This window comes from Shinella sp. GW821-FHT10F02 (assembly GCF_058809275.1).
The window spans coordinates 1-19,115 of record NZ_JBXASL010000006.1 but is presented as its reverse complement, the minus strand read 5'-3'; the positions used below and the strand labels follow the sequence as shown (position 1 = coordinate 19,115).

Annotated in this window: 17 protein-coding genes; 6 read left to right on the top strand and 11 right to left on the bottom strand. The window is 63.8% G+C overall.

Going from position 1 to position 19,115, the window contains the following annotated elements:
* Positions 1-5 precede the first annotated feature (5 nt).
* From AC1RWL_RS18780 to AC1RWL_RS18745, 8 genes are all read right to left on the bottom strand, one after another.
* Positions 6-1,142 (bottom strand): GGDEF domain-containing protein, encoded by a 1,137-nt coding sequence (locus tag AC1RWL_RS18780; protein WP_493096369.1) that lies wholly within the window; start codon positions 1,140-1,142, stop codon positions 6-8.
* Between the two features lie 132 nt (positions 1,143-1,274).
* On the bottom strand, positions 1,275-1,892 hold the full coding sequence (locus AC1RWL_RS18775) for a riboflavin synthase (RefSeq protein ID WP_492648975.1): 618 nt from the start codon (positions 1,890-1,892) through the stop codon (positions 1,275-1,277).
* Positions 1,892-2,989 (bottom strand): bifunctional diaminohydroxyphosphoribosylaminopyrimidine deaminase/5-amino-6-(5-phosphoribosylamino)uracil reductase RibD, encoded by a 1,098-nt coding sequence (gene ribD / locus AC1RWL_RS18770; protein ID WP_493096370.1) that lies wholly within the window; start codon positions 2,987-2,989, stop codon positions 1,892-1,894. The genes AC1RWL_RS18775 and ribD overlap by 1 nt, the downstream gene beginning before the upstream one ends.
* On the bottom strand, positions 2,990-3,469 hold the full coding sequence (gene nrdR, locus AC1RWL_RS18765) for a transcriptional regulator NrdR (protein WP_256118899.1): 480 nt from the start codon (positions 3,467-3,469) through the stop codon (positions 2,990-2,992).
* A 66-nt stretch (positions 3,470-3,535) separates the two neighbouring features.
* Positions 3,536-4,834, bottom strand: coding sequence for a serine hydroxymethyltransferase (glyA, locus tag AC1RWL_RS18760; protein ID WP_256118898.1), 1,299 nt, complete (start codon positions 4,832-4,834; stop codon positions 3,536-3,538).
* Positions 4,835-5,027: 193 nt separating this feature from the next.
* Complete coding sequence (locus AC1RWL_RS18755; RefSeq protein ID WP_256118897.1) at positions 5,028-6,350, bottom strand: L,D-transpeptidase family protein; 1,323 nt, start codon at positions 6,348-6,350, stop codon at positions 5,028-5,030.
* Positions 6,351-6,639: 289 nt separating this feature from the next.
* Positions 6,640-7,152, bottom strand: coding sequence for a transcriptional regulator LdtR (ldtR, locus tag AC1RWL_RS18750; RefSeq protein WP_256118896.1), 513 nt, complete (start codon positions 7,150-7,152; stop codon positions 6,640-6,642).
* A gap of 130 nt (positions 7,153-7,282) precedes the next feature.
* Positions 7,283-7,774, bottom strand: a complete 492-nt coding sequence (locus AC1RWL_RS18745; protein ID WP_493158438.1) for a DUF6163 family protein — start codon at positions 7,772-7,774, stop codon at positions 7,283-7,285.
* A 101-nt stretch (positions 7,775-7,875) separates the two neighbouring features.
* On the opposite strand from AC1RWL_RS18745, the gene hemB reads away from it, so the two are divergent.
* From hemB to AC1RWL_RS18720, 5 genes are all read left to right on the top strand, one after another.
* Complete coding sequence (gene hemB, locus AC1RWL_RS18740) at positions 7,876-8,892, top strand: porphobilinogen synthase (protein ID WP_493096372.1); 1,017 nt, start codon at positions 7,876-7,878, stop codon at positions 8,890-8,892.
* A gap of 81 nt (positions 8,893-8,973) precedes the next feature.
* Positions 8,974-9,438 (top strand): RDD family protein, encoded by a 465-nt coding sequence (locus AC1RWL_RS18735; RefSeq protein WP_493096373.1) that lies wholly within the window; start codon positions 8,974-8,976, stop codon positions 9,436-9,438.
* Between the two features lie 145 nt (positions 9,439-9,583).
* A complete protein-coding gene (locus AC1RWL_RS18730; protein WP_493096374.1) occupies positions 9,584-10,354 on the top strand; it encodes an arginyltransferase in 771 nt (256 codons plus the stop codon).
* A gap of 14 nt (positions 10,355-10,368) precedes the next feature.
* Entirely contained in the window at positions 10,369-11,286 is a 918-nt protein-coding gene (locus AC1RWL_RS18725; protein WP_493096375.1) for a DMT family transporter, read from the top strand.
* Positions 11,287-11,339: 53 nt separating this feature from the next.
* A complete protein-coding gene (locus AC1RWL_RS18720; protein ID WP_493096376.1) occupies positions 11,340-11,468 on the top strand; it encodes a hypothetical protein in 129 nt (42 codons plus the stop codon).
* 44 nt (positions 11,469-11,512) lie between these two features.
* Here AC1RWL_RS18720 and parC read toward each other — a convergent pair whose 3' ends face one another.
* Positions 11,513-13,765 (bottom strand): DNA topoisomerase IV subunit A, encoded by a 2,253-nt coding sequence (gene parC / locus AC1RWL_RS18715; protein WP_439616996.1) that lies wholly within the window; start codon positions 13,763-13,765, stop codon positions 11,513-11,515.
* Between the two features lie 212 nt (positions 13,766-13,977).
* Between parC and AC1RWL_RS18710 the strand changes: the two genes are divergently transcribed.
* Positions 13,978-15,174: an aq_1923 C-terminal domain gene (locus AC1RWL_RS18710; RefSeq protein WP_493096377.1), complete on the top strand. Its 1,197-nt coding sequence runs from the start codon at positions 13,978-13,980 to the stop codon at positions 15,172-15,174.
* Between the two features lie 66 nt (positions 15,175-15,240).
* Here the strand turns inward: AC1RWL_RS18710 and creD are convergent, their stop codons facing one another.
* Both creD and aspS read right to left on the bottom strand, forming a co-directional pair.
* On the bottom strand, positions 15,241-16,677 hold the full coding sequence (creD, locus tag AC1RWL_RS18705) for a cell envelope integrity protein CreD (RefSeq protein ID WP_493096378.1): 1,437 nt from the start codon (positions 16,675-16,677) through the stop codon (positions 15,241-15,243).
* 282 nt (positions 16,678-16,959) lie between these two features.
* Positions 16,960-18,750: an aspartate--tRNA ligase gene (gene aspS, locus AC1RWL_RS18700; protein WP_493096379.1), complete on the bottom strand. Its 1,791-nt coding sequence runs from the start codon at positions 18,748-18,750 to the stop codon at positions 16,960-16,962.
* Between the last annotated feature and the right edge of the window lie 365 nt (positions 18,751-19,115).

Below are 19,115 nucleotides of genomic sequence, written 5' to 3'. Positions count from 1 at the left end.
GCGGTTCAGGCGGCGAGCGAGACGCGGTTGCGGCCGTTGCGCTTCGACATGTAGAGCGCCTTGTCGGCATTGCTGAGCAAGGAATCGAAGCTGACGCCCTCCTCGCTGCCGAAGGCGATGCCCGCGCTGACGGTGCAGGTGATGGAGCGCCCGCCGATGGGGATGAGTTTTGAGGCGAAATCCTCGCGAATGCGCTCTGCGATGCGTTGCGCCCGGTCCGGCAGGGTGCGGTTGAGCACGACGATGAATTCTTCGCCGCCGAGGCGGGCGATGCAGGCTGAGGCGCCGCAGGCGTCGCGCAGGATATCGGCGAAAGCGGTCAGCACGGCATCGCCGGCCGCATGGCCATGGCGGTCGTTGACCGACTTGAAATTGTCGAGGTCGAAAGCGATCGCGGCGCCGTTTTCCCGCACCGGCATGTCGCCGTAGCGGTCGAAGAGGGCGCGGCGGTTGAGCAGACCGGTCAGCGGGTCGGTCATGGCGGCGCGCTGGTGGCTGCCGGCGACGCGCCACTGGTTGAGCGCCAGCGACATGGCGCCGATGCCGGTGATGCCCATGATCGCGGCGATGAGGTTGAGGTTTTCCGCCCAGTTTTCCGGCGCATGGCCCATTACCCATTTGCCGTCGTGGATGAGCACGCCGGCGCAAAGCAGGAAGGAGAGTGCCGTCAGCAGGTAGAGGATGACGATGCCGGTGAGCGGCAGCGGCGCTTCCTGCCGCGCGCGCCAATATTCCCACGCCGTCGCGGTAAGGCATCCGACCAGCAACAGGTTGAGCGCGATGAAGCCGAGACCGTCATAACCGGCGATCAGCAGCGGCAGGGCTATCGCCGAGCAGGTGAGGAACAAGGCCACGATGCGCCGGCGCGCCCTGTTGCCGGAGCGGAACCGGTAGGCGGCGCCATAGATGAAGGAGAAGCCCAGGAACTGCAGCAGGAAGGCGAGGCATCCGACGGCGACGTTCACGCCGTCGATATAGACGCTGTAAACCCCCACGGCCGGCACGATGCAGCCGATGCCGATCGCCCAGGACAGGAGGAACCGCTCGACACGCGCCGACATCCACGAGGCAAACAGCGTCGCCGACAGGCAGAAGCCCGCAAGCCCGATCGCCAGCAGGAGGGTGTGGTAGTCAGGCGCCATGCGGCAACGGTCTCCAAAAGTCCGATGCCCGCACACTAGGGAGCGAGAGGTATCGATATCGTTACCTCGGACGGCAGATTTTTAACTCCTGCTGTCCCGATGCGTAACGGCATCGAAAATGTCACGCCACCGTCACGCCTTCGGGGCGGGAAACTCCGCAAGTCGCGCCGCGTACCGCGCCATGGTATCGACTTCGAAATTGACGAAATCGCCGGCCTTGCGCTCGCCCCAGGTGGTGACTTCCAGCGTGTGGCGGATGAGGAGCACGTCGAAGACGGCGCCATCAACGGCGTTCACGGTGAGCGAGGTGCCGTCGAGCGCGACGGAGCCCTTGGGGGCGACGAAGCGTTCCAGGCCTTCCGGCGCGCGGATGCGGAAGCGCGTGGCGTCGCCCTCGGCCTCGACCGACAGGATTTCCGCCTTGCCATCGACATGGCCGGAGACGATGTGGCCGCCGAGCTCGTCGCCGATCTTGAGGGAGCGTTCGAGATTGATCTTCGTCCCAGCCTTCCAGCCGGCGATGGTCGTCAGCCGCAGCGCCTCTTCCCAGGCCTCGACCTCGAACCAACGGGCATTGGAGCCCTCCTCCGGCAGCGCCGTGACGGTGAGGCAGGTGCCGGAATGGGCAATCGAGGCACCCATGGGGATGGTGGCGGGGTCGTAGGCGGTGCGCACGCGCAGGCGAACGCCCTCGTTCATGGGCTCGACCGTCTCGACCGTTCCGATATCCGTGACAATGCCGGTAAACATCAATCGTCTCTTTCGTATTCTTGCAAACTATCCGCGCCGTAATGCGCCGTGCGGCGGAGCGAAAACCCGTCCGGCATCCGCCCGGAGACAAATGGGGATGCGACCCCGTCTTTGCCAATGGTGCCCGTGCCGTTGAACAGCAAGATGCGGTCGACGAGGCCTGCATCGAGGAACGACCGCGCCGCCCGCGCGCCGCCTTCGACCAACAGCGAGGAAATGCCGCGCGTGGCAAGCGCCGCCAGCAATGCGTCGAGCCGGCGTGGATCGCAGGTCAGCACCTCGACGCCCTCGGCTTCCAGCGTCTCGTGCCGGGCGGCAAGGGCGGGATCATGCGCGCTTTCCTTCGTCGTGACCGCGATGACCGGAACCTCGCGCGCCGTGCGCGCAAGCTTCGAGGCCACCGGCAGTTCCAGCCGCGGGTCGAGCACGATGCGCACCGGCGAGCGGGCTTCGAGCCCCGGCAGGCGGCAGGTCAGTTCCGGGTCGTCGGCGAGCGCCGTGCCGATGCCGACGAGGATCGCGTCCGTTTCGGCGCGCAGAACATGCACCTGCCCGCGCGACACCGGCCCGGTGATGGCCACCTGCCCTGTGCCGAGCCGGCCAAGCATGCCATCGGCGGAAACGGCAAGTTTCAGAGTCACATAAGGCCGCTTCTTCGTCTGCCGCTTCAGATAGGCGGCGAGCGCTTCCCGGCCTTCCGCCTCCAGAACGCCCGTCTCGACCGCAATGCCGGCATCGCGCAGCATCGAAAGCCCCCTGCCCGCCACCCGCTCGTCCGGGTCGGTCACCGAGACGACGACGCGGGCGACGCCGGCGGCGATCAGCGCATCGGCGCAGGGCGGCGTCTTGCCATGGTGCGAACAGGGTTCGAGCGTGACATAGGCGGTCGCGCCGCGTGCCGCCTCGCCGGCCTCGGCGAGCGCCTGCGTTTCGGCATGCGGCCGGCCGCCCGGTGCTGTAACGGCGGAACCGAGGATGACACCGTCCTTGACGATGAGGCAGGCGACGGAGGGATTGGTAGCGGTCAGGCCGAGATTGCGGCGGCAGAGGCGGAGCGCCGCTGCCATGAACCGCTTATCGTCGGCAACGCCGGACATCTAACCGTCGACGCCCGGGTCGCGGGCGATCTTGGCGGAGACCTCGGCGAGGATCTTCTCGAAATCGTCGACATGGGAGAAGTCGCGATAGACCGAGGCGTAGCGCACGAAGGCCACGTCATCGAGCGCCTTCAGCGCTTCAAGCACCTGAAGGCCGATCTCTTCGGACGAAATTTCCGTCTCGCCCGAGCTTTCGAGCCGGCGGACGATGCCCGAGACCGCGCGTTCGATGCGATCTCGGTCGACGGGCCGCTTGCGAAGCGCGATCTCGAAGGATCGAAGCAGCTTGTCGCGGTCGAAGGGGGCCTTGCGGCCCGTCTTCTTGGCGACCATGAGCTCGCGCAACTGCACCCTCTCGAAGGTCGTGAACCGACCGCCGCAATCCGGGCAGATGCGCCGACGGCGAATGGCGGCCCCGTCCTCTGCCGGACGGGAATCCTTCACCTGCGTATCTTCCGAACCGCAATAGGGGCAGCGCATGAAGTCTCCTTGTTTTGCGCAGTTCCGGACGGAAAACCGCGCGACACTTTTCCTGGAACTGCTGCCTTACATATAGGTGTACATCGGGAAGCGGTCCGTCAGCTTGACCACCTTTTCCCGAACGGCCGCTTCGACTGCCGCATTGCCCTCGTCAGAATTGGCAACCTTCAGGCCGTCGAGAACCTCGACGATCAGGTTGCCGATTTCCTGGAACTCGGCTTCCTTGAAGCCGCGGGTCGTACCCGCCGGGGTGCCGAGACGCACGCCCGAGGTGACGAAGGGCTTCTCCGGATCGAAGGGGATACCGTTCTTGTTGCAGGTGACGTAGGCGCGGCCGAGAGCGGCTTCCGCGCGCTTGCCGGTCGCGTTCTTCTTGCGCAGATCGACCAGCATCAGGTGGTTGTCGGTGCCGCCGGACACGATGTCGAGGCCGCCAGCCTTCAGCGTCTCGGCAAGCGCCTTGGCGTTCTTGACGACCTGGGCCGCGTAGTCCTGGAACTCCGGCTGCAGTGCCTCGCCGAAGGCAACGGCCTTGGCGGCGATGATGTGCATCAGCGGGCCACCCTGGAGGCCCGGGAAGACGGCCGAGTTGATCTTCTTGGCGATTTCCGCGTCGTTCGTCAGAACGATGCCGCCGCGCGGGCCGCGCAGCGACTTGTGCGTGGTGGTCGTGGCAACGTGGCAATGCGGGAACGGCGACGGATGCTGGCCACCGGCGACGAGGCCGGCAATGTGCGCCATGTCGACCATCAGATAGGCGCCAACTTCATCGGCGATCTCGCGGAAGCGCTTCCAGTCCCAGATGCGAGAATAGGCGGTGCCGCCGGCGATGATGAGCTTCGGCTTGTTCTTGCGCGCCTTCTCGGCGACGTCGTCCATATCGAGCAGGTGGTCTTCTTCGCGCACGCCGTAGGACACGACGTTGAACCACTTGCCGGACATGTTGACCGGCGAACCATGCGTCAGGTGGCCGCCCGAATTGAGGTCGAGGCCCATGAAGGTGTCGCCCGGCTGGAGCAACGCGAGGAAAACGGCCTGGTTCATCTGCGAACCGGAATTCGGCTGGACGTTGGCGAAGTCGACGCCGAACAGCTTCTTGGCACGCTCGATGGCGAGTTCCTCGGCGATGTCGACGAACTGGCAGCCGCCGTAATAGCGCTTGCCCGGATAGCCCTCAGCATACTTGTTCGTCATGATCGAGCCCTGGGCTTCGAGCACGGCGCGCGAAACAATGTTTTCCGAGGCGATCAGTTCGATCTCGTGGCGCTGACGACCGAGTTCCTTCTGAATGGAGCCGAAAATTTCCGGATCGGTATCGGCAAGGGAACGCGTGAAGAAAACGTCGGTAGCGGAAGAATTGCTCATCCTCGAGGCTCCTTAAGGGTGGGTGGCACGGTGTTTATCGTCCTCGCATGGCAAGGGCAATATCCGCTCCACGGTTTGCGCCATTTCCGCGCGCGTTATGAGACAAAAACGACAAGCCGCCAAATGCCTGAAAACAGCAAGGCCCCGCATTCCTTTCGGAAGCGGGGCCTTTGGAAAAGTACGACGAATGGCCTTATTGCGGCAACAGGTCGCTGTCGACGGCCTGGCCGCCTTCCTGGTTGTAGTTGGTCTGGAGGGCGAGCTCGGTGGCACCGTCCTTCTGGTAGATATCGTCGCGGAACTGCACGACGCGGTCCTTGGCCGACCAGGCGGTGATGTAGGTGAAGAACACCGGCACTTCCTCCGCCAGCTTGATCGGCGTGTTGACGCCGCTCTTGATGGTCGATTCCATCTGCGAGCGCGACCAGCCGGGCGTGTCCTTGAGCAGCCAGACGGAAAGGTCGCGCACGTTCTGCACGCGCACGCAGCCCGACGATTCGAAGCGCATCAGCTTGTTGAACAGGCCCTGCTGGGGCGTGTCGTGCATGTAGACCTGGTGTTCGTTGTGGAAGTTGATCTTCGTCGACGACATGGCGTTGATCTTGCCCGGGTCCTGGCGGAACATCAGGTTCGGCGCCTTTTCGGCGTTCCAGTCGACCGTCTCCGGCGAAACTTCGCCGCCATTGCCGTCGAACAGGCGGATCGAGTTGCGCGACAGGTAGGTCGGATCCTTGCGCATCAGCGGCATGATGTCCTTCTGGATGATCGAGCGCGGCGCAGTCCAGTAGGGGTTGAGGATCACTTCATAAATCTTGGAGTTCAGCACCGGCGACTGGCGGTCGATCTTGCCGACGATCGCGGTGTGGCGCGAGGCGACGCGGCCGCTCTCGACGGCCTCGATATAGGCGGCCGGGATGTTGACCATGACGTAACGGCGGCCGAGATCGCCGGACATCGCCTGGAGTCGAACGAGGTTCGTCTGGAGCTGGCCGAGGCGGGTATCGGCCGGAACGTTGAGCGCCTTCAGCGTATATTCGCCGACGGCACCGTCGGACGGCAGGCCGTGACGGGCCTGGAAGCGCTTGACGGCGCCGTCCACGTAGGAATCGAAGGCGCCGTTCGTGCCGGCGGAGCGCGGCAGGTCGCCGGAGATGATCAGGCGCTGGCGCAGCTGCGCCACGGCCGGGTCGGCGACGCCCATTTCAAGCTTCTGCTGCGTGTTGATGGTCGGCCAGCCGCCGCTCGACACGATGTTCTGGTAATCCATGATCGCCTGCTGCAGGTAGCCGGAGCTGCCGGAGCCGAAGATCGGGTTGTTGGAGACGACGGCGGTGGCGGTGCGCGATGCCTCGGCGTCGAACTGGTCGTCCCAGTTGCCGCGGCGCGGAGCATTGAGGATGTCGTCGAGCGCCGTCTGGGCGAGCGCCTGGCCGGCCACTGCGGCGGCGCCGAAGGTTGCGGCAGAGCGCAGGAATGCGCGGCGCGAGAACACATCAAATCCGGTTTTGCGAGACATTTATCCTACCATCTCCTGAGCGCCGCGAAAGGCGGCGAGGTGCACGTGGCACGGCGACCCAAAAGGTCCATACCCGATGCAGCTATCACGAACAGGGTTAACAAACGCAAACCGGCCCTGCCGCCCGCGCATACCTCAAACCCCACTGTCCGGGTGTCACAGCAATATGGCCAATTCGTGTCTGGGAGGGCGCGGCGGCCCGCAAGTGCCAGCCGCAAAACGCGAAAAGCCGGACGCGCAGGGAACGCGGCCGGCTTTTGAGGAGGAGGTCGAAACTGTCGCGCGACGATTACAGTCGGTAGAGGATCGAGTCGTTCCAGAAGCGATCCAGGCGCTGGAGCAGCTTGTTCATCTGGTTGAATTCGCCTTCGCCGATGCCGCCGACCTTCTGGATCGAGCCGATATGGCGCTCATAGAGCTTGGCGACGGTTTCGGCGATTTCCTGGCCGCTTTCCGTCAGGCTGATGCGGACCGAGCGACGGTCGATGCGCGAGCGCTGGTGGTTGATGAAGCCGAGGTCGACCAGCTTCTTGACATTATAGGAGACGTTCGAGCCGAGGTAGTAGCCGCGGGAGCGTAGCTCGCCTGCCGTCAATTCCGAATTGCCGATGTTGAAGAGGAGCAGCGCCTGGACGGCGTTGACGTCGGAGCGACCGCCACGGTCGAACTCGTCCTTGATCACATCGAGCAGGCGACGGTGCAGACGCTCGACGAGGTGGAGGGATTCCAGATAGAGGTTGCGGATCGCGTCTTCCTGCGGGTCGACGACGGGGGCCTGCTGCGGCTTCATCTTGGTGTTCATGGTTACTGCCTCACTGTTTTGTTTGGCGGTGTGGTTTGTTTTCCCGCCTTGAGTGAGAACCTAACGAATGCATCTAAAATTCTACTTAAACCGCAGGCTTAACAGCGCCTTACCGGAAGGCGACCCTGTCTCAGGGTGAATCAGTTCTTACCGTGCGAGCCTGGCGGCGGCGCTGGATGAAGAGCGCGAGGCGGAAAAGCACGAAGACGATGGCGATTGCGGCATGCATGAAAACCAGCAGCCGGTCGATGCCGAAAATGGACGGATAGGCCTCGTGCATGGCGATTTCGGTGGCCGCCGCAATGAGCCAGATCACCGGCCCCCAGGACACCAGAAGCCAAAGCCCGACGGCCGCGACCGGAAACAGAACGGCAAGCGCCGTATAGGCCGCCTTCCACGCCGGCGGCAGGAGATCGAAGCGCCCCTGCCCGTTGAAGGAGACGCCGGTCAGCATCGCCCAATATTGCAACGCGAACCACAGCGAGCCGAGCGCCACGAGCCGCAGGAACAGCACGAACAGCGTTTCGGTCAGGCTAGATCTCGGGCCCTTGGCAGAATCAGCAACCATGGCGCGGACAGTAAGGGCAAGGTAGGCTGGTATAAAGCCCGCAAAATCCGTCATGCACGGCCATATGCCGCAGGCCCCCTCGCCGCTCGCGATTTGATGGATGGTTTTTGCGTGATAAGGAGGCGGCAAAGGACCCATGCAAGGGAAGAAACATCATGACCGGCAGCAGGAACATCGTCGACGAGATCACCGGCCACCGCCGCATGCGGCGCAACCGGAAGGCCGACTGGACGCGCCGCCTCGTGCAGGAAAACCGCCTGACGGTCGATGACCTCATCTGGCCGGTCTTCGTGGTGCCGGGCACGAACGTCGTCGATCCGGTCGCCGCCATGCCGGGCGTCAACCGCATGAGCGTCGACAGGCTCGTGGAAGCCGCCAAGGAAGCCGCCGACCTCGGCATTCCGGCGCTCGCCACCTTCCCGAACATCGAGATGAGCCTGCGCGACGAGACGGGTTCCCACTGTCTCGCCGCCGACAACCTGATCAACGAGGCGACCCGCGCCATCAAGAAGGCGGTGCCGAACATCGGCGTCATCACCGATGTCGCGCTCGATCCCTTCACCAGCCACGGCCATGACGGTGTGCTGCGCGGCGATGTCATCGTCAACGACGAGACGGTCGAGCTGGTGGCGAAGGCCGCCGTGCTCCAGGCCGATGCCGGCTCCGACATCATCGCGCCGTCCGAGATGATGGACGGCCGGGTCGGTGCGATCCGCCAGGCGCTCGATGCCGCGGGCCACCAGAATGTCGGCATCATGGCCTATGCGACGAAGTTCGCCTCCGCCTTCTACGGCCCCTATCGCGACGCGATCGGCACCGGCGGGCTGTTGAAGGGGGACAAGAAGACCTATTACATCGACCCCGCCAACGGCACCGAAGCGATGCGCGACGCGGCGCTGGACGTCGAGGAAGGCGCGGACATGCTGATGGTCAAGCCCGGCCTGCCCTATCTCGACATCTGTTGGCGCATGAAGGAGGCCTTCAGCCTCCCGGTCTTCGCCTATCAGGTCTCCGGCGAGTACAGCCAGATCAAGGCCGCCGCGATGAACGGCTGGATCGACGGCGAACGCGTCATGCTGGAAACCCTGCTCGCCTTCAAGCGCGCCGGCTGCGACGGCATCCTGACCTATTTCGCAATGGACGTGGCTCGGCATTTGGCAAAGCGAGGGTAGCGAGCGGCCCCCGCGCCAACCGTTGTTTTCCCCAAAAAGCCTCCCCATATAACAGGCATGTTCCATTCGGGAGACAATGAGATGAGCGCCGACTTTAATGAAACGCGGGTTCCGACGACGGATTGGCAGGCCTATCGCGGCGTGCTGTCGCGCCGGATCTTTGCGTTTCTGATCGACTATGCGATCGTCGCGCTGCTGTGGGTTCCGGCCGCCGTCATCGTGTTCTTCCTCGGCATCCTGACGCTCGGCCTCGGCTTCTTCCTCTATCCGGCGCTCTTTGCCATCGTCGCCATGCTCTATTTCGGCCTGACGATGGGCGGCCCGAGCCAGGCGAGTGCCGGCATGAACGTCACGGGCCTCGCACTTGCCCGCACCGACGGCCGGCCGGTCGATTTCCTGACGGCCATCGTGCATCTCGTGCTGTTCTGGATCGGCAATGCGGTGCTGACGCCGTTCATCGTGCTCGTCGGCCTCTTCACCGATCGCGGGCGCCTGCTGCACGACCTGCTGCTCGGCACCGTAGTGGTCCGTCGCGACCGCTATTGAGGGAACGGACTGGCCAGGACCCTCCGTTCGGCGCATGATCGCAAACCGATTGCGGTTTGAAGGGTCATGCGCCAGTTGACCTTTTTTCGAACTAGGCCATGGTATTGGCATAGAAGTGTCACACGACGGAGTCGCCTCACGGCCGATGAATACGCAGGCAACATCCTCTCCGCAGTTCTATCTCACCGCGCCGGCGGCTTGCCCCTATCTGCCGCAGGAGATGGAGAGGAAGGTGTTTACCCATCTGGTGGGTGAACGCGCGCCGGAGCTGAACGACCTCCTGACCCAGGGCGGCTTCCGCCGCTCGCAAAACATCGCCTATCGCCCGGCCTGCGAAACCTGCCGCGCCTGCATTTCCGTGCGCATCCTCGTCAACGAATTCGAGCCGCGCCGCTCCATGCGCCGCGTGCAGGCGACGAATGCCGACCTCATCTCGCATGAATATCCGGCCGAGCCCTCCAGCGAGCAATATTCGCTGTTCCGCACCTATCTCGACGCCCGCCACCAGAAGGGCGGCATGTCGGACATGTCGGTGCTCGATTATGCGATGATGGTGGAGGACACCCATGTGCACACCAAGATCATCGAATACCGCCTGCGCGAGGAAGGCTCCGGCCTTCAGGAACGCCCGCAGGGCGAACTGCTCGCCGTGGCACTGACCGACCGCATGGGCGACGGCCTTTCGATGGTCTATTCCTTCTACAATCCGGAACGGGCCGAGCGCTCTCTCGGCACCTTCATGATCCTCGACCATATCCGCCGCGCCCAGGCGCTCGGCCTGCCGCATGTCTATCTCGGCTATTGGGTCAAGGGTTCGCGCAAAATGGACTACAAAACAAAGTTTTTGCCGCAGGAACACCTGATGCCGCGCGGCTGGGAGCGCTATGATGGGGAAAATACCGAACCCCAGCCGTAGAATCGATTGCCGCCTTGTCCCAGAAGAATGACCCGGCCCTCCACCGCAAGGGGCTTCTCATCACCGCCATCGGCGGCCTTGCCCTCTCCTTCGATATCCCGCTGATCCGCTCCGCCGACGGTGACGTCTGGTCGATGGTCGTCCTGCGCAATATCTCGGTCTTCGTGATGGCGCTCGTCCTGTGGGCCGTCCTGAATTTCGTGTTTCGCCGCAAGACGGTGCTCATTCCCGGCCGCATCGGCCTGCTGATCGGCCTGCTCTATGGCGTCAACGGGCTGACCTTCATGCTGGCGGTGTTCAACACGACGACGGCCAATGTCGTCTTCATCCTCGCCTTCACCTCGATGTTCGCGGCCATCCTCTCCTGGATCTTCCTGGGAGAGCGGCCGAGCAACGCGACGCTCCTGACCATGGCCGCCATGGTCGCGGGCGTCCTTCTGATCGTGCATGACGGGCTTTCGAGCGGAAACGTCTTCGGCGACGCGATGGCGGCCTGTTCGGCCTTCCTGCTGGCCATCGCCCTGACGCTCAGCCGCAGAAGCGGCGCCGACATGGGCTTCGTGCCGCTCGTCGCCGCCGTACTCTCGGGCATCGTCGCGCTGTTCTGTCTTCCCTTCGGCGGCCTGACGGTCGCCGAACCGGTCTATATCCTCTTCAACGGCCTCGTGCTTCTGCCCCTCGCCTTCTGGTGCCTCGCCACCGGTCCGCGCTACCTCTCGGCACCGGAAGTCGGCATGTTCTACCTGGTCGAGACCGTGCTCGCCCCCATCTGGGTCTGGATCGTCTTCGCCGAAACTCCCACCACCCAAACCCTGATCGGCGGCTCCATCCTCATCCTCGCGCTGCTTGCCCATTCCCTCTGGCAGATGCGCTCAAAATCCCGTGCCGCCCGGCAAGGCGACCCGGCGGCGGAGTTTCCGTTTACGGGGTGAGGTGCTACGCTTGTGATCTACGCGTTATGGTAGGCACGGAGGTTCAGGCACCGATGACGCAGAAGGATGAAAAGCGCGATAGCCCACCGCCGCCGCCGGATGACGATATGGCCAGGCAATTGGAAGCCGCCCGCATCGGAATGGAGAAGTACAAGGAGGCGCTTCGCGAACTGGCGAAGTGACGACGCGCTTCCTACGCGACGTCAGCGTGCCCTATTCCGGCTGATCAGCCGCTGAACTTGCCGCTTCTTGGGAAACCCTTCGGCACGGTGCGGCCGGCGGTGGCGCGGTCGGCGATCCATTCGGCGAGTTCGTCCTTGCTGCGCACGAAGTTGCGGCCGGCGCTGTCGTCCCAGGTGAGGCCGTCGGCGATGGCGAAGCAGCGCAGGTCGGAGACGCCGCCGTCCTTGTAGCGTTGCAGGCGCACACCCTTGCCGCGCGTCATTTCCGGCAGCTGCGAAAGTGGGAAGACCAGCAGCTTGCGGTTTTCGCCGACGACGGCGACGTGGTCGCCGCGCACCGGCACTACGAGCTTCGCCTCGTCCGGCATGCCGACATTCATCACCTGCTTGCCCTTGCGGGTGTTGGCGACCATCTCGGTTTCCGAAACGATAAAGCCGTTGCCGGCCTGCGAGGCGACGATGAGCTTGCGCGAGGAATCGTGCACGAAGGCCGTCAGCACGTCCTGGTCGTTTTCCATATCGACCATGATGCGCAGCGGTTCGCCATGGCCGCGGCCGCCCGGCAGCTTGTCGGCGCCGAGCGTGTAGACCTTGCCGCCCGTCGTCACGATCAGAACCTTGTCGGTGGTCTGCGCCGGGAAGGCCACCTTCAGCGCGTCGCCCTCCTTGAACTGGAGGCCGGACGTATCGGACATGTGGCCCTTCAGCGCGCGGATCCAGCCCTTTTCCGAGATGACGACCGTGACCGGTTCCTTCTCGATCATCGCCTGCTGGATGGCCTCGACATCGGCATCCGGGGCGCTGGCGAACTGGGTACGGCGGCGGCCGAGCTCGGTGGCTTTCGCGAATTTCTTGCGGACCTCGCCGATTTCCCAGGCGACGGTCTGCCACTGCTTCTCGTCGGAGGCGAGCAGCGCCTCGATCTCCGCCTTCTCCTTCGACAGCGTGTCGAATTCGGTGCGGATCTCGAATTCTTCCAGCTTGCGCAAGGAGCGCAGGCGCATGTTCAGGATCGCTTCGGCCTGCACGTCCGTGAGCGAGAAGGTCTCCATCAACGAGACCTTCGGCTCGTCCTCCTCGCGGATGATGCGAATCACCTCGTCGAGATTGAGATAGGCGACGAGGTAGCCGCCGAGGATTTCCAGCCGGCGGTCGATCGCGGCGAGCCGGTGGCGCGAGCGGCGCTGGAGCACTTCGCGCCGATGGGCGAGCCACTCGACGAGGACTTCCTTCAGGCCCATGACGCGCGGCACGCGCCCCATCGACAGCACGTTCATGTTGAGCGGAATGCGGCTTTCGAGCTCGGAGAGCTTGAACATCGATTCCATCAGAATCGTCGGATCGACCGTGCGGCTCTTCGGCACCAGCACGATGCGCACGTCTTCCGCCGATTCGTCGCGGATATCTTCGAGCAGCGGCAGCTTGCGGGCGATCAGCAGCTCGGCGATCTTCTCGATCAGCCGCGACTTCTGCACCTGGTAGGGGATTTCGGTGATGACGATCTGGTAGCCGCCGCGGCCGAGATCTTCCGTCTGCCACTTCGAGCGCACACGGAAACCGCCGCGGCCCGTGCGGTAGGCTTCGGTGATGCTCTCGCGGCTGTCGATGATGATGCCGCCGGTCGGCAGGTCCGGACCCTGCACGAATTCAACGAGCTTTTCGAGTTCGGCATCAGGATGGCGGATGAGATGCAGCGCTGCGTCGCAGAGCTCATGTACGTTGTGCGAGGGAATGGAGGTCGCCATGCCGACGGCGATGCCGGAGGAACCGTTTGCGAGCAGATTCGGGAAGGCGCCCGGCAGGACGACCGGCTCCTCATCTTCCTCGTTATAGGTCAGGCGGAAATCGACGGCATCCTGGTCGATACCGTCGAGCAGCAGCGTCGCGACATCCGTCATGCGCGCTTCGGTGTATCGGTAGGCGGCGGCGTTATCGCCGTCGATATTGCCGAAATTGCCCTGCCCGTCGACGATCGGGTAGCGCTGGGAAAAATCCTGCGCGAGGCGCACCAGCGCGTCATAGACCGACTGGTCGCCATGCGGGTGGAACTTACCGATGACGTCGCCGACGATACGGGCGCATTTCTTGAACGAGGAGTTGGCGCGGATGCCCATCTCGCTCATCGCATGGATGATGCGGCGATGGACCGGCTTCAGGCCATCGCGCACATCCGGCAGCGCGCGTTGCGTGATGGTCGACAGCGCATAGGCAAGGTAGCGCTCTTCCAGCGCCGCCTTGAGGTCGACCGGCAGAATGTTGTCGTCTCCGCCATCCGGCGGCAAGGTGTTTTGTCCCATGGGACTTGACTAGCCCGCGGACCGATTCGCGGCAAGGAATCCGGGTAATCCGGCTGTGGATAGTGCTTTGTAAAGCCTGTCGGAGAAAACCGGCGGGCGGGCGAGAAAGCCATGGAAAGTTGCGCCGGCCCGAATATAGTCACCGCGCCGCACGTCTATGAGCGGTAACGGCAAGGCAGCCGTCGAAAAAATCCAGAAAGAGAGCCAAACCTATGATGCGCACCTCCCATTTCCGCACCCTTCTCGCCGGCGCTGCGCTCGCCACCCTGGCAAGCCCCGCATTTGCGCTCGACGGCGCGGATCTGATGGCGAAGCTGAATGCCACCTATGCCACGAGCGGCGTTACCATCGGCTATTCGAATGTCGGCGTCGACGGCTCGACCGTGACGCTGGAAGGCACCGAGCTGAAGGCGACGGGCGCCGAAGCGCCGATCAAGCTCGGCACCATCACCATGGAAGGCGTCGAGGAAGACGGCGAAGGCGGCTACACGATCGAGACCGTCGCATTCCAGGACATCGACGTCACCGAGGCAGAAGCAACGGTTTCGGCCAAGGACCTCGCGCTGAACGGCGTATCGATCCCCGGCACCGTGGTTCCCGGCACGCTCAAATCGCTGCTGATGTACGAATCGGCAACCGCCGGCCCGGTCAGCGTCTCGACCAAGGGCAAGGAAGTCTTCTCCATGTCCGGCATGGAAGCGAACATCACCCGGATGGACGCCGATGCCGGCCTCGAATTCGACGCCACGCTCAACGACCTCAAGGCGGACCTGACGACCGTCGAGGACCCCAAGGCCAAGGACACGCTTGCCAAGCTCGGCATCCAGTCGCTGGAAGGCAAGGTCAACATGTCCGGTAGCTGGGAGCTCGCCAGCGGCAAGCTCGCGGTCGATGAATATGCCTTCGACTTCAAGGATATCGGCCGTCTCAACCTGTCGCTGGAATTCTCCGGCTACACGCTGGACTTCCTGAAGAACCTGCAGGAAGCCATCAAGACCGCCGAAGCCAACCCGAACAAGGAAGAGGCCAACGCCGCCATGGGCATGGCCATGATGGGCCTCGTGCAGCAGCTGACCTTCAACAGCGCGTCGCTGTCCTTCGAGGATGCCTCGATCACCAAGAAGCTGCTCGACTATGCCGGCAGCGAACAGGGTGTCTCGGGCGACCAGATGGCACAGTCGTTGAAGGGCCTGGTTCCGATCATGATCGCCCAGCTCAACATGCCTGACCTGCAGAACCAGATCTCGGCCGCCGTGAACACCTATCTCGACGACCCGAAGAGCCTGAAGATCAGCGCCGAGCCGAAGGAGCCGGTGCCGTTCCCGATGATCATGGGTGCCGCCATGGGCGCACCGCAGACCATCCCGCAGGTCCTCGGCGTGACGGTTACGGCCAACGAGGAAATGTAAGCCTTTCGGCAACCTCAAGATGAAGAAAGCCCGGAGCGTCTGCTCCGGGCTTTTTGTTTTGCGCCTTCAGCGAGCCGGGATCGCCTGTGTCACCGGCGCCGACCATTCGACGCGGCGCGTCGCATACATGGTCGCCGCGATGGTGACGAAGGAGATGAGCGCGCCGGCGAGCAGCGCATATTCGTCTTCGCGCAGCACCAGATACATCACGCCATAGGCCGAGAGCAGCACCGCGCCGAGCGACAGGCCGTTCTTGCGGCTGCCCGTGGCGCTGCCGAGATAGGCGGCGATCAGCAGCGTCGTGGCGAGCGCCGCCACCGCATAGGCGATGGTGAAGCCGGTATGTTCGGCGAGCGCCAGCAGCAGCACGTAGAAAACGATGAGCGCAAGGCCCGTCAGCACATACTGGATCCAGTGCACCATGCGCCCGCCCTTCAGTTCTACGACGAAGACGGCGAGGAAGACGAGCGAGATGAAGCCGATCGAATATTTCAGCGTGCGCGAGATCACCTGGTAGAACTGGACGGGTTCCACGAGGTTGATCGTCATCAGGCTGCCCGACAGCGGCAGCGTCGAGCCGGCCGCGACCCGGTCGATGCCGCGGGCGAGATAGGGGATCGTCCACTTCGCCTCGAAATTCGTCGCGGTGACGGATTTCTGCTCCGGCAGGAAGAGGCCCTCGAAGCCCGGATGCGGCCAGTCGGCCTTGGCAGAGAAACTCGTCGTCTGGCCGGCGGGTGCGACGGCAAAGCTGCGCGAGCCGTTCAGCGACAGCGCGATCTCGAAGGCAAAGCCGTTTTCGACGAGCGGCCGTTCGATCGCCCGGTGCACGCCGACATTGGTCTGCGGCGTCGGATAGCCGTCGGCGGCGGCGATCGCCATGGCGGACACCTGCCGCATGCCGGGATCGAAGGGCAGCACCGCGCCATTGTCGATCTTCACGCCGGCATCGGAGCGGATGCCGGTAATGTCGTTGATGTTGAGCACGAGGAACGCCCGGTCGAGCTGCGGTTCGCCCGGAAACTGCGTCAGGTCCTGCAAGATGCCCTTGCCGAAACGACCCTTCAGGCTCAGCGCGCCGTTGTAGACCGGCAGCGTGTAGATCGAAAGCTTGCGCTCCTCGGTCTTCAGGTCCGCCGTGACGTCGAGCGTCTCCGGCATCACCAGCGCCCATTCGGTCACCTGATCGACGATCGTGCGGCCATCCACGTCTCGACTGCGCTGCACGAAGAAGGGCACGGCGAGATAGGGACCGTTGATCGTCTGGTCGCCGCCCCAGCCATTGGCGATGCGCCGCGAGACATCGGCCGCGCGTTGCGCCCGCTCTTCCGTCAGGCCCCAGACGAGAAGCAGCGGCACGAGCAGCGCCACGGAGATGATGCCGATCATGATGAACTTGACGCCCGGCGAGCGCAGGAAGGTGGCGAGGTTGCCGCGCGGCTCGGGGCTCTGCGCATGCGGGAATGATGCGGGGACGGGATCGTCCGCTTCGGTCGTCGTCATGAAAAGTCCCTCCAGTCGTGAATCGCCTCTGTGGGCGCAACTTCACGCTAGGGGTGCATTTCGACTGATTGCGCGCCGAATTCTGATCGACTGGCGGCGAATTCGCGGCATTGTGGCGTCTTTCGGCAAAAAAAGGGCCGGCGTCTCCGCCGGCCCCTTTTCTGAAGATCCGCCCCACCTCCAGGTCATCCTCGGGCTCGACCCGAGGATCCACATCTACGGCGTGCCGGTGGATGGATGGTCGGGTCAAGCCCGACCATGACGGAGGAGAGGTTTTGCGATTTAGTCCTTCTTCGCCGTCGGAACGACGCGCAGGGCCAGTTCGCGAAGCTGCGTCGGCGTTGCCGGCGATGGTGCGTTCATCAGCAGGTCCTGCGCCTGCTGGTTCATCGGGAAGAGCGAGATCTCGCGCAGGTTCTTCGCACCGACCAGCAGCATGACGACACGGTCGATGCCGAAGGCGCAGCCGCCGTGCGGCGGTGCACCGTACTGGAACGCACGGTAAAGGCCGCCGAAGCGCTCTTCCACGTCCGTCTGGCTGAGGCCGACCTTTTCAAAGGCCTTGACCATCAGGTCCGGCGACTGGTTACGGATCGAGCCCGAGGCGATTTCGAAGCCGTTGCAGACCGCGTCGTACTGGTAGGCCTTGAGGTCCAGCGGATCCTTGCTGTCGAACGCCTCGATGCCGCCCTGCGGCATGGAGAAGGGGTTGTGCGCAAAGTCGATCTTCTTTTCTTCCTCGTTATATTCGTAGAAGGGGAAGTCGACGATCCAGCAGAATTCGAAGCGGTCGCGATCGACGAGGTTCAGTTCCTCGCCGGCGCGGGTGCGGGCTTCGCCGGCAAACTTGTAGAACTTGGCCGGATCGCCGGCGACGAAGAAGCAGGCGTCGCCGTCTTCGAGGCCAAGCTGCTGACGGACCGCTTCGGTGCGCTCCTCGCCGATGTTCTTCGCCAGCGGGCCGGCGCCTTCGAGCTTCTCGCCTTCCTTGCGCCAGAAGATGTAGCCGAGGCCGGGCTGGCCGGTCGACTGCGCCCAGGCGTTCATGCGGTCGCAGAACGCGCGGGAGCCGCCGGTCTTGGCCGGGATCGCCCAGACCTGCACCTTCGGGTTCGACGCGATCATGTTCGCGAAGACCTTGAAGCCGGAGCCGGCGAAATGGTCGGTGACGGCCTGCATCACGATCGGGTTGCGCAGGTCGGGCTTGTCGGAGCCGTACTTGCGGATCGCCTCGTCATAGGGGATGCGCGGCCACTGCTTCGTCACCGGCTTGCCGTCGGCAAACTCCTCGAAGACCGCCGTCATCATCGGCTCCATCGTGTCCCAGACGTCTTCCTGGGTGACGAAGCTCATCTCGACGTCGAGCTGGTAGAATTCGCCCGGCAGGCGGTCGGCGCGCGGGTCTTCGTCGCGGAAGCACGGCGCGATCTGGAAATAGCGGTCGAAGCCGGCAACCATCAGGAGCTGCTTGTACTGCTGCGGCGCCTGAGGCAGGGCGAAGAACTTGCCCTCATGGACGCGCGACGGCACGAGGAAGTCGCGTGCCCCTTCCGGCGAGGAGGCGGTCAGGATCGGCGTTGTGTATTCGGCAAAACCCGCCTCGCCCATGCCCTTGCGCATGGAGGAGATGATCTGCGTGCGCTTGATGATGTTCTTGTGCAGCGTCTCGCGGCGAAGGTCGATGAAGCGGTACTTCAGGCGCACATCTTCCGGATAATCCGGCTCGCCGAAGACCGGCAGCGGCAGTTCCTTGGCGGCCGAGAGAACCTCGATTTCTTGTGCGTAGAGCTCGATCTCGCCGGTCGGCATGGTCTTGTTGATGGTGTCTTCGGTGCGCGCCTTGACGCGACCGTCGATGCGGATCACCCATTCGCCGCGCACGGTTTCGGCCATCTTGAAGGCCGGCGAATCGGGGTCGGCGACGACCTGGGTGATGCCGTAATGGTCACGAAGGTCGATGAAGAGCACGCCGCCATGATCTCGAACGCGGTGGACCCAGCCGGAAAGACGGACGGTGGCGTCGACGTCGGACTTGCGGAGGGCGGCGCAGGTGTGGCTGCGGTAACGGTGCATCGTGCTATCCTGAAATGCTGAAGGGCCGCGCGGGAAGAACCCGGCGCAGCGACCATGAAAATCGCGCGGAAAAGCGCATGACCACGCCCGTTTGTCAAGGCTTTCGGGGGAATGGCAAGGTCGGCGTGTTGGAAGGAAGTGTTGAAAGCGGCGCGGGTGGGCGCCCCCCCTCTGCCCTGCCGGGCATCTCCCCCTCAAGGGGGGAGATCGGCTAGACGGAGACTCACCACTTCAAATATGGCGTCGATTAAAGGCGAGGCATCGACACATCCAATCTCCCCCTCAAGGGGGGGAGTGTTTACACGGAACGCTTTTGAGGTTCTGCTATTCGTGTGATTTGCATGGAGGCAGGTGATGGATTGCCC

What these genes read in the sequence shown, in the direction of transcription:
- creD (WP_493096378.1), bottom strand. Translation starts at nt 16,677, where the DNA reads ATGACGACGACCGAAGCGGACGATCCCGTCCCCGCATCATTCCCGCAT.
- AC1RWL_RS18780 (WP_493096369.1), bottom strand. Translation starts at nt 1,142, where the DNA reads ATGGCGCCTGACTACCACACCCTCCTGCTGGCGATCGGGCTTGCGGGC.
- parC (WP_439616996.1), bottom strand. Translation starts at nt 13,765, where the DNA reads ATGGGACAAAACACCTTGCCGCCGGATGGCGGAGACGACAACATTCTG.
- AC1RWL_RS18735 (WP_493096373.1), top strand. Translation starts at nt 8,974, where the DNA reads ATGAGCGCCGACTTTAATGAAACGCGGGTTCCGACGACGGATTGGCAG.
- AC1RWL_RS18755 (WP_256118897.1), bottom strand. Translation starts at nt 6,350, where the DNA reads ATGTCTCGCAAAACCGGATTTGATGTGTTCTCGCGCCGCGCATTCCTG.
- hemB (WP_493096372.1), top strand. Translation starts at nt 7,876, where the DNA reads ATGACCGGCAGCAGGAACATCGTCGACGAGATCACCGGCCACCGCCGC.
- AC1RWL_RS18730 (WP_493096374.1), top strand. Translation starts at nt 9,584, where the DNA reads ATGAATACGCAGGCAACATCCTCTCCGCAGTTCTATCTCACCGCGCCG.
- glyA (WP_256118898.1), bottom strand. Translation starts at nt 4,834, where the DNA reads ATGAGCAATTCTTCCGCTACCGACGTTTTCTTCACGCGTTCCCTTGCC.
- ribD (WP_493096370.1), bottom strand. Translation starts at nt 2,989, where the DNA reads ATGTCCGGCGTTGCCGACGATAAGCGGTTCATGGCAGCGGCGCTCCGC.
- ldtR (WP_256118896.1), bottom strand. Translation starts at nt 7,152, where the DNA reads ATGAACACCAAGATGAAGCCGCAGCAGGCCCCCGTCGTCGACCCGCAG.
- nrdR (WP_256118899.1), bottom strand. Translation starts at nt 3,469, where the DNA reads ATGCGCTGCCCCTATTGCGGTTCGGAAGATACGCAGGTGAAGGATTCC.
- AC1RWL_RS18745 (WP_493158438.1), bottom strand. Translation starts at nt 7,774, where the DNA reads ATGACGGATTTTGCGGGCTTTATACCAGCCTACCTTGCCCTTACTGTC.
- aspS (WP_493096379.1), bottom strand. Translation starts at nt 18,750, where the DNA reads ATGCACCGTTACCGCAGCCACACCTGCGCCGCCCTCCGCAAGTCCGAC.
- AC1RWL_RS18720 (WP_493096376.1), top strand. Translation starts at nt 11,340, where the DNA reads ATGACGCAGAAGGATGAAAAGCGCGATAGCCCACCGCCGCCGCCGGAT.
- AC1RWL_RS18710 (WP_493096377.1), top strand. Translation starts at nt 13,978, where the DNA reads ATGATGCGCACCTCCCATTTCCGCACCCTTCTCGCCGGCGCTGCGCTC.
- AC1RWL_RS18775 (WP_492648975.1), bottom strand. Translation starts at nt 1,892, where the DNA reads ATGTTTACCGGCATTGTCACGGATATCGGAACGGTCGAGACGGTCGAG.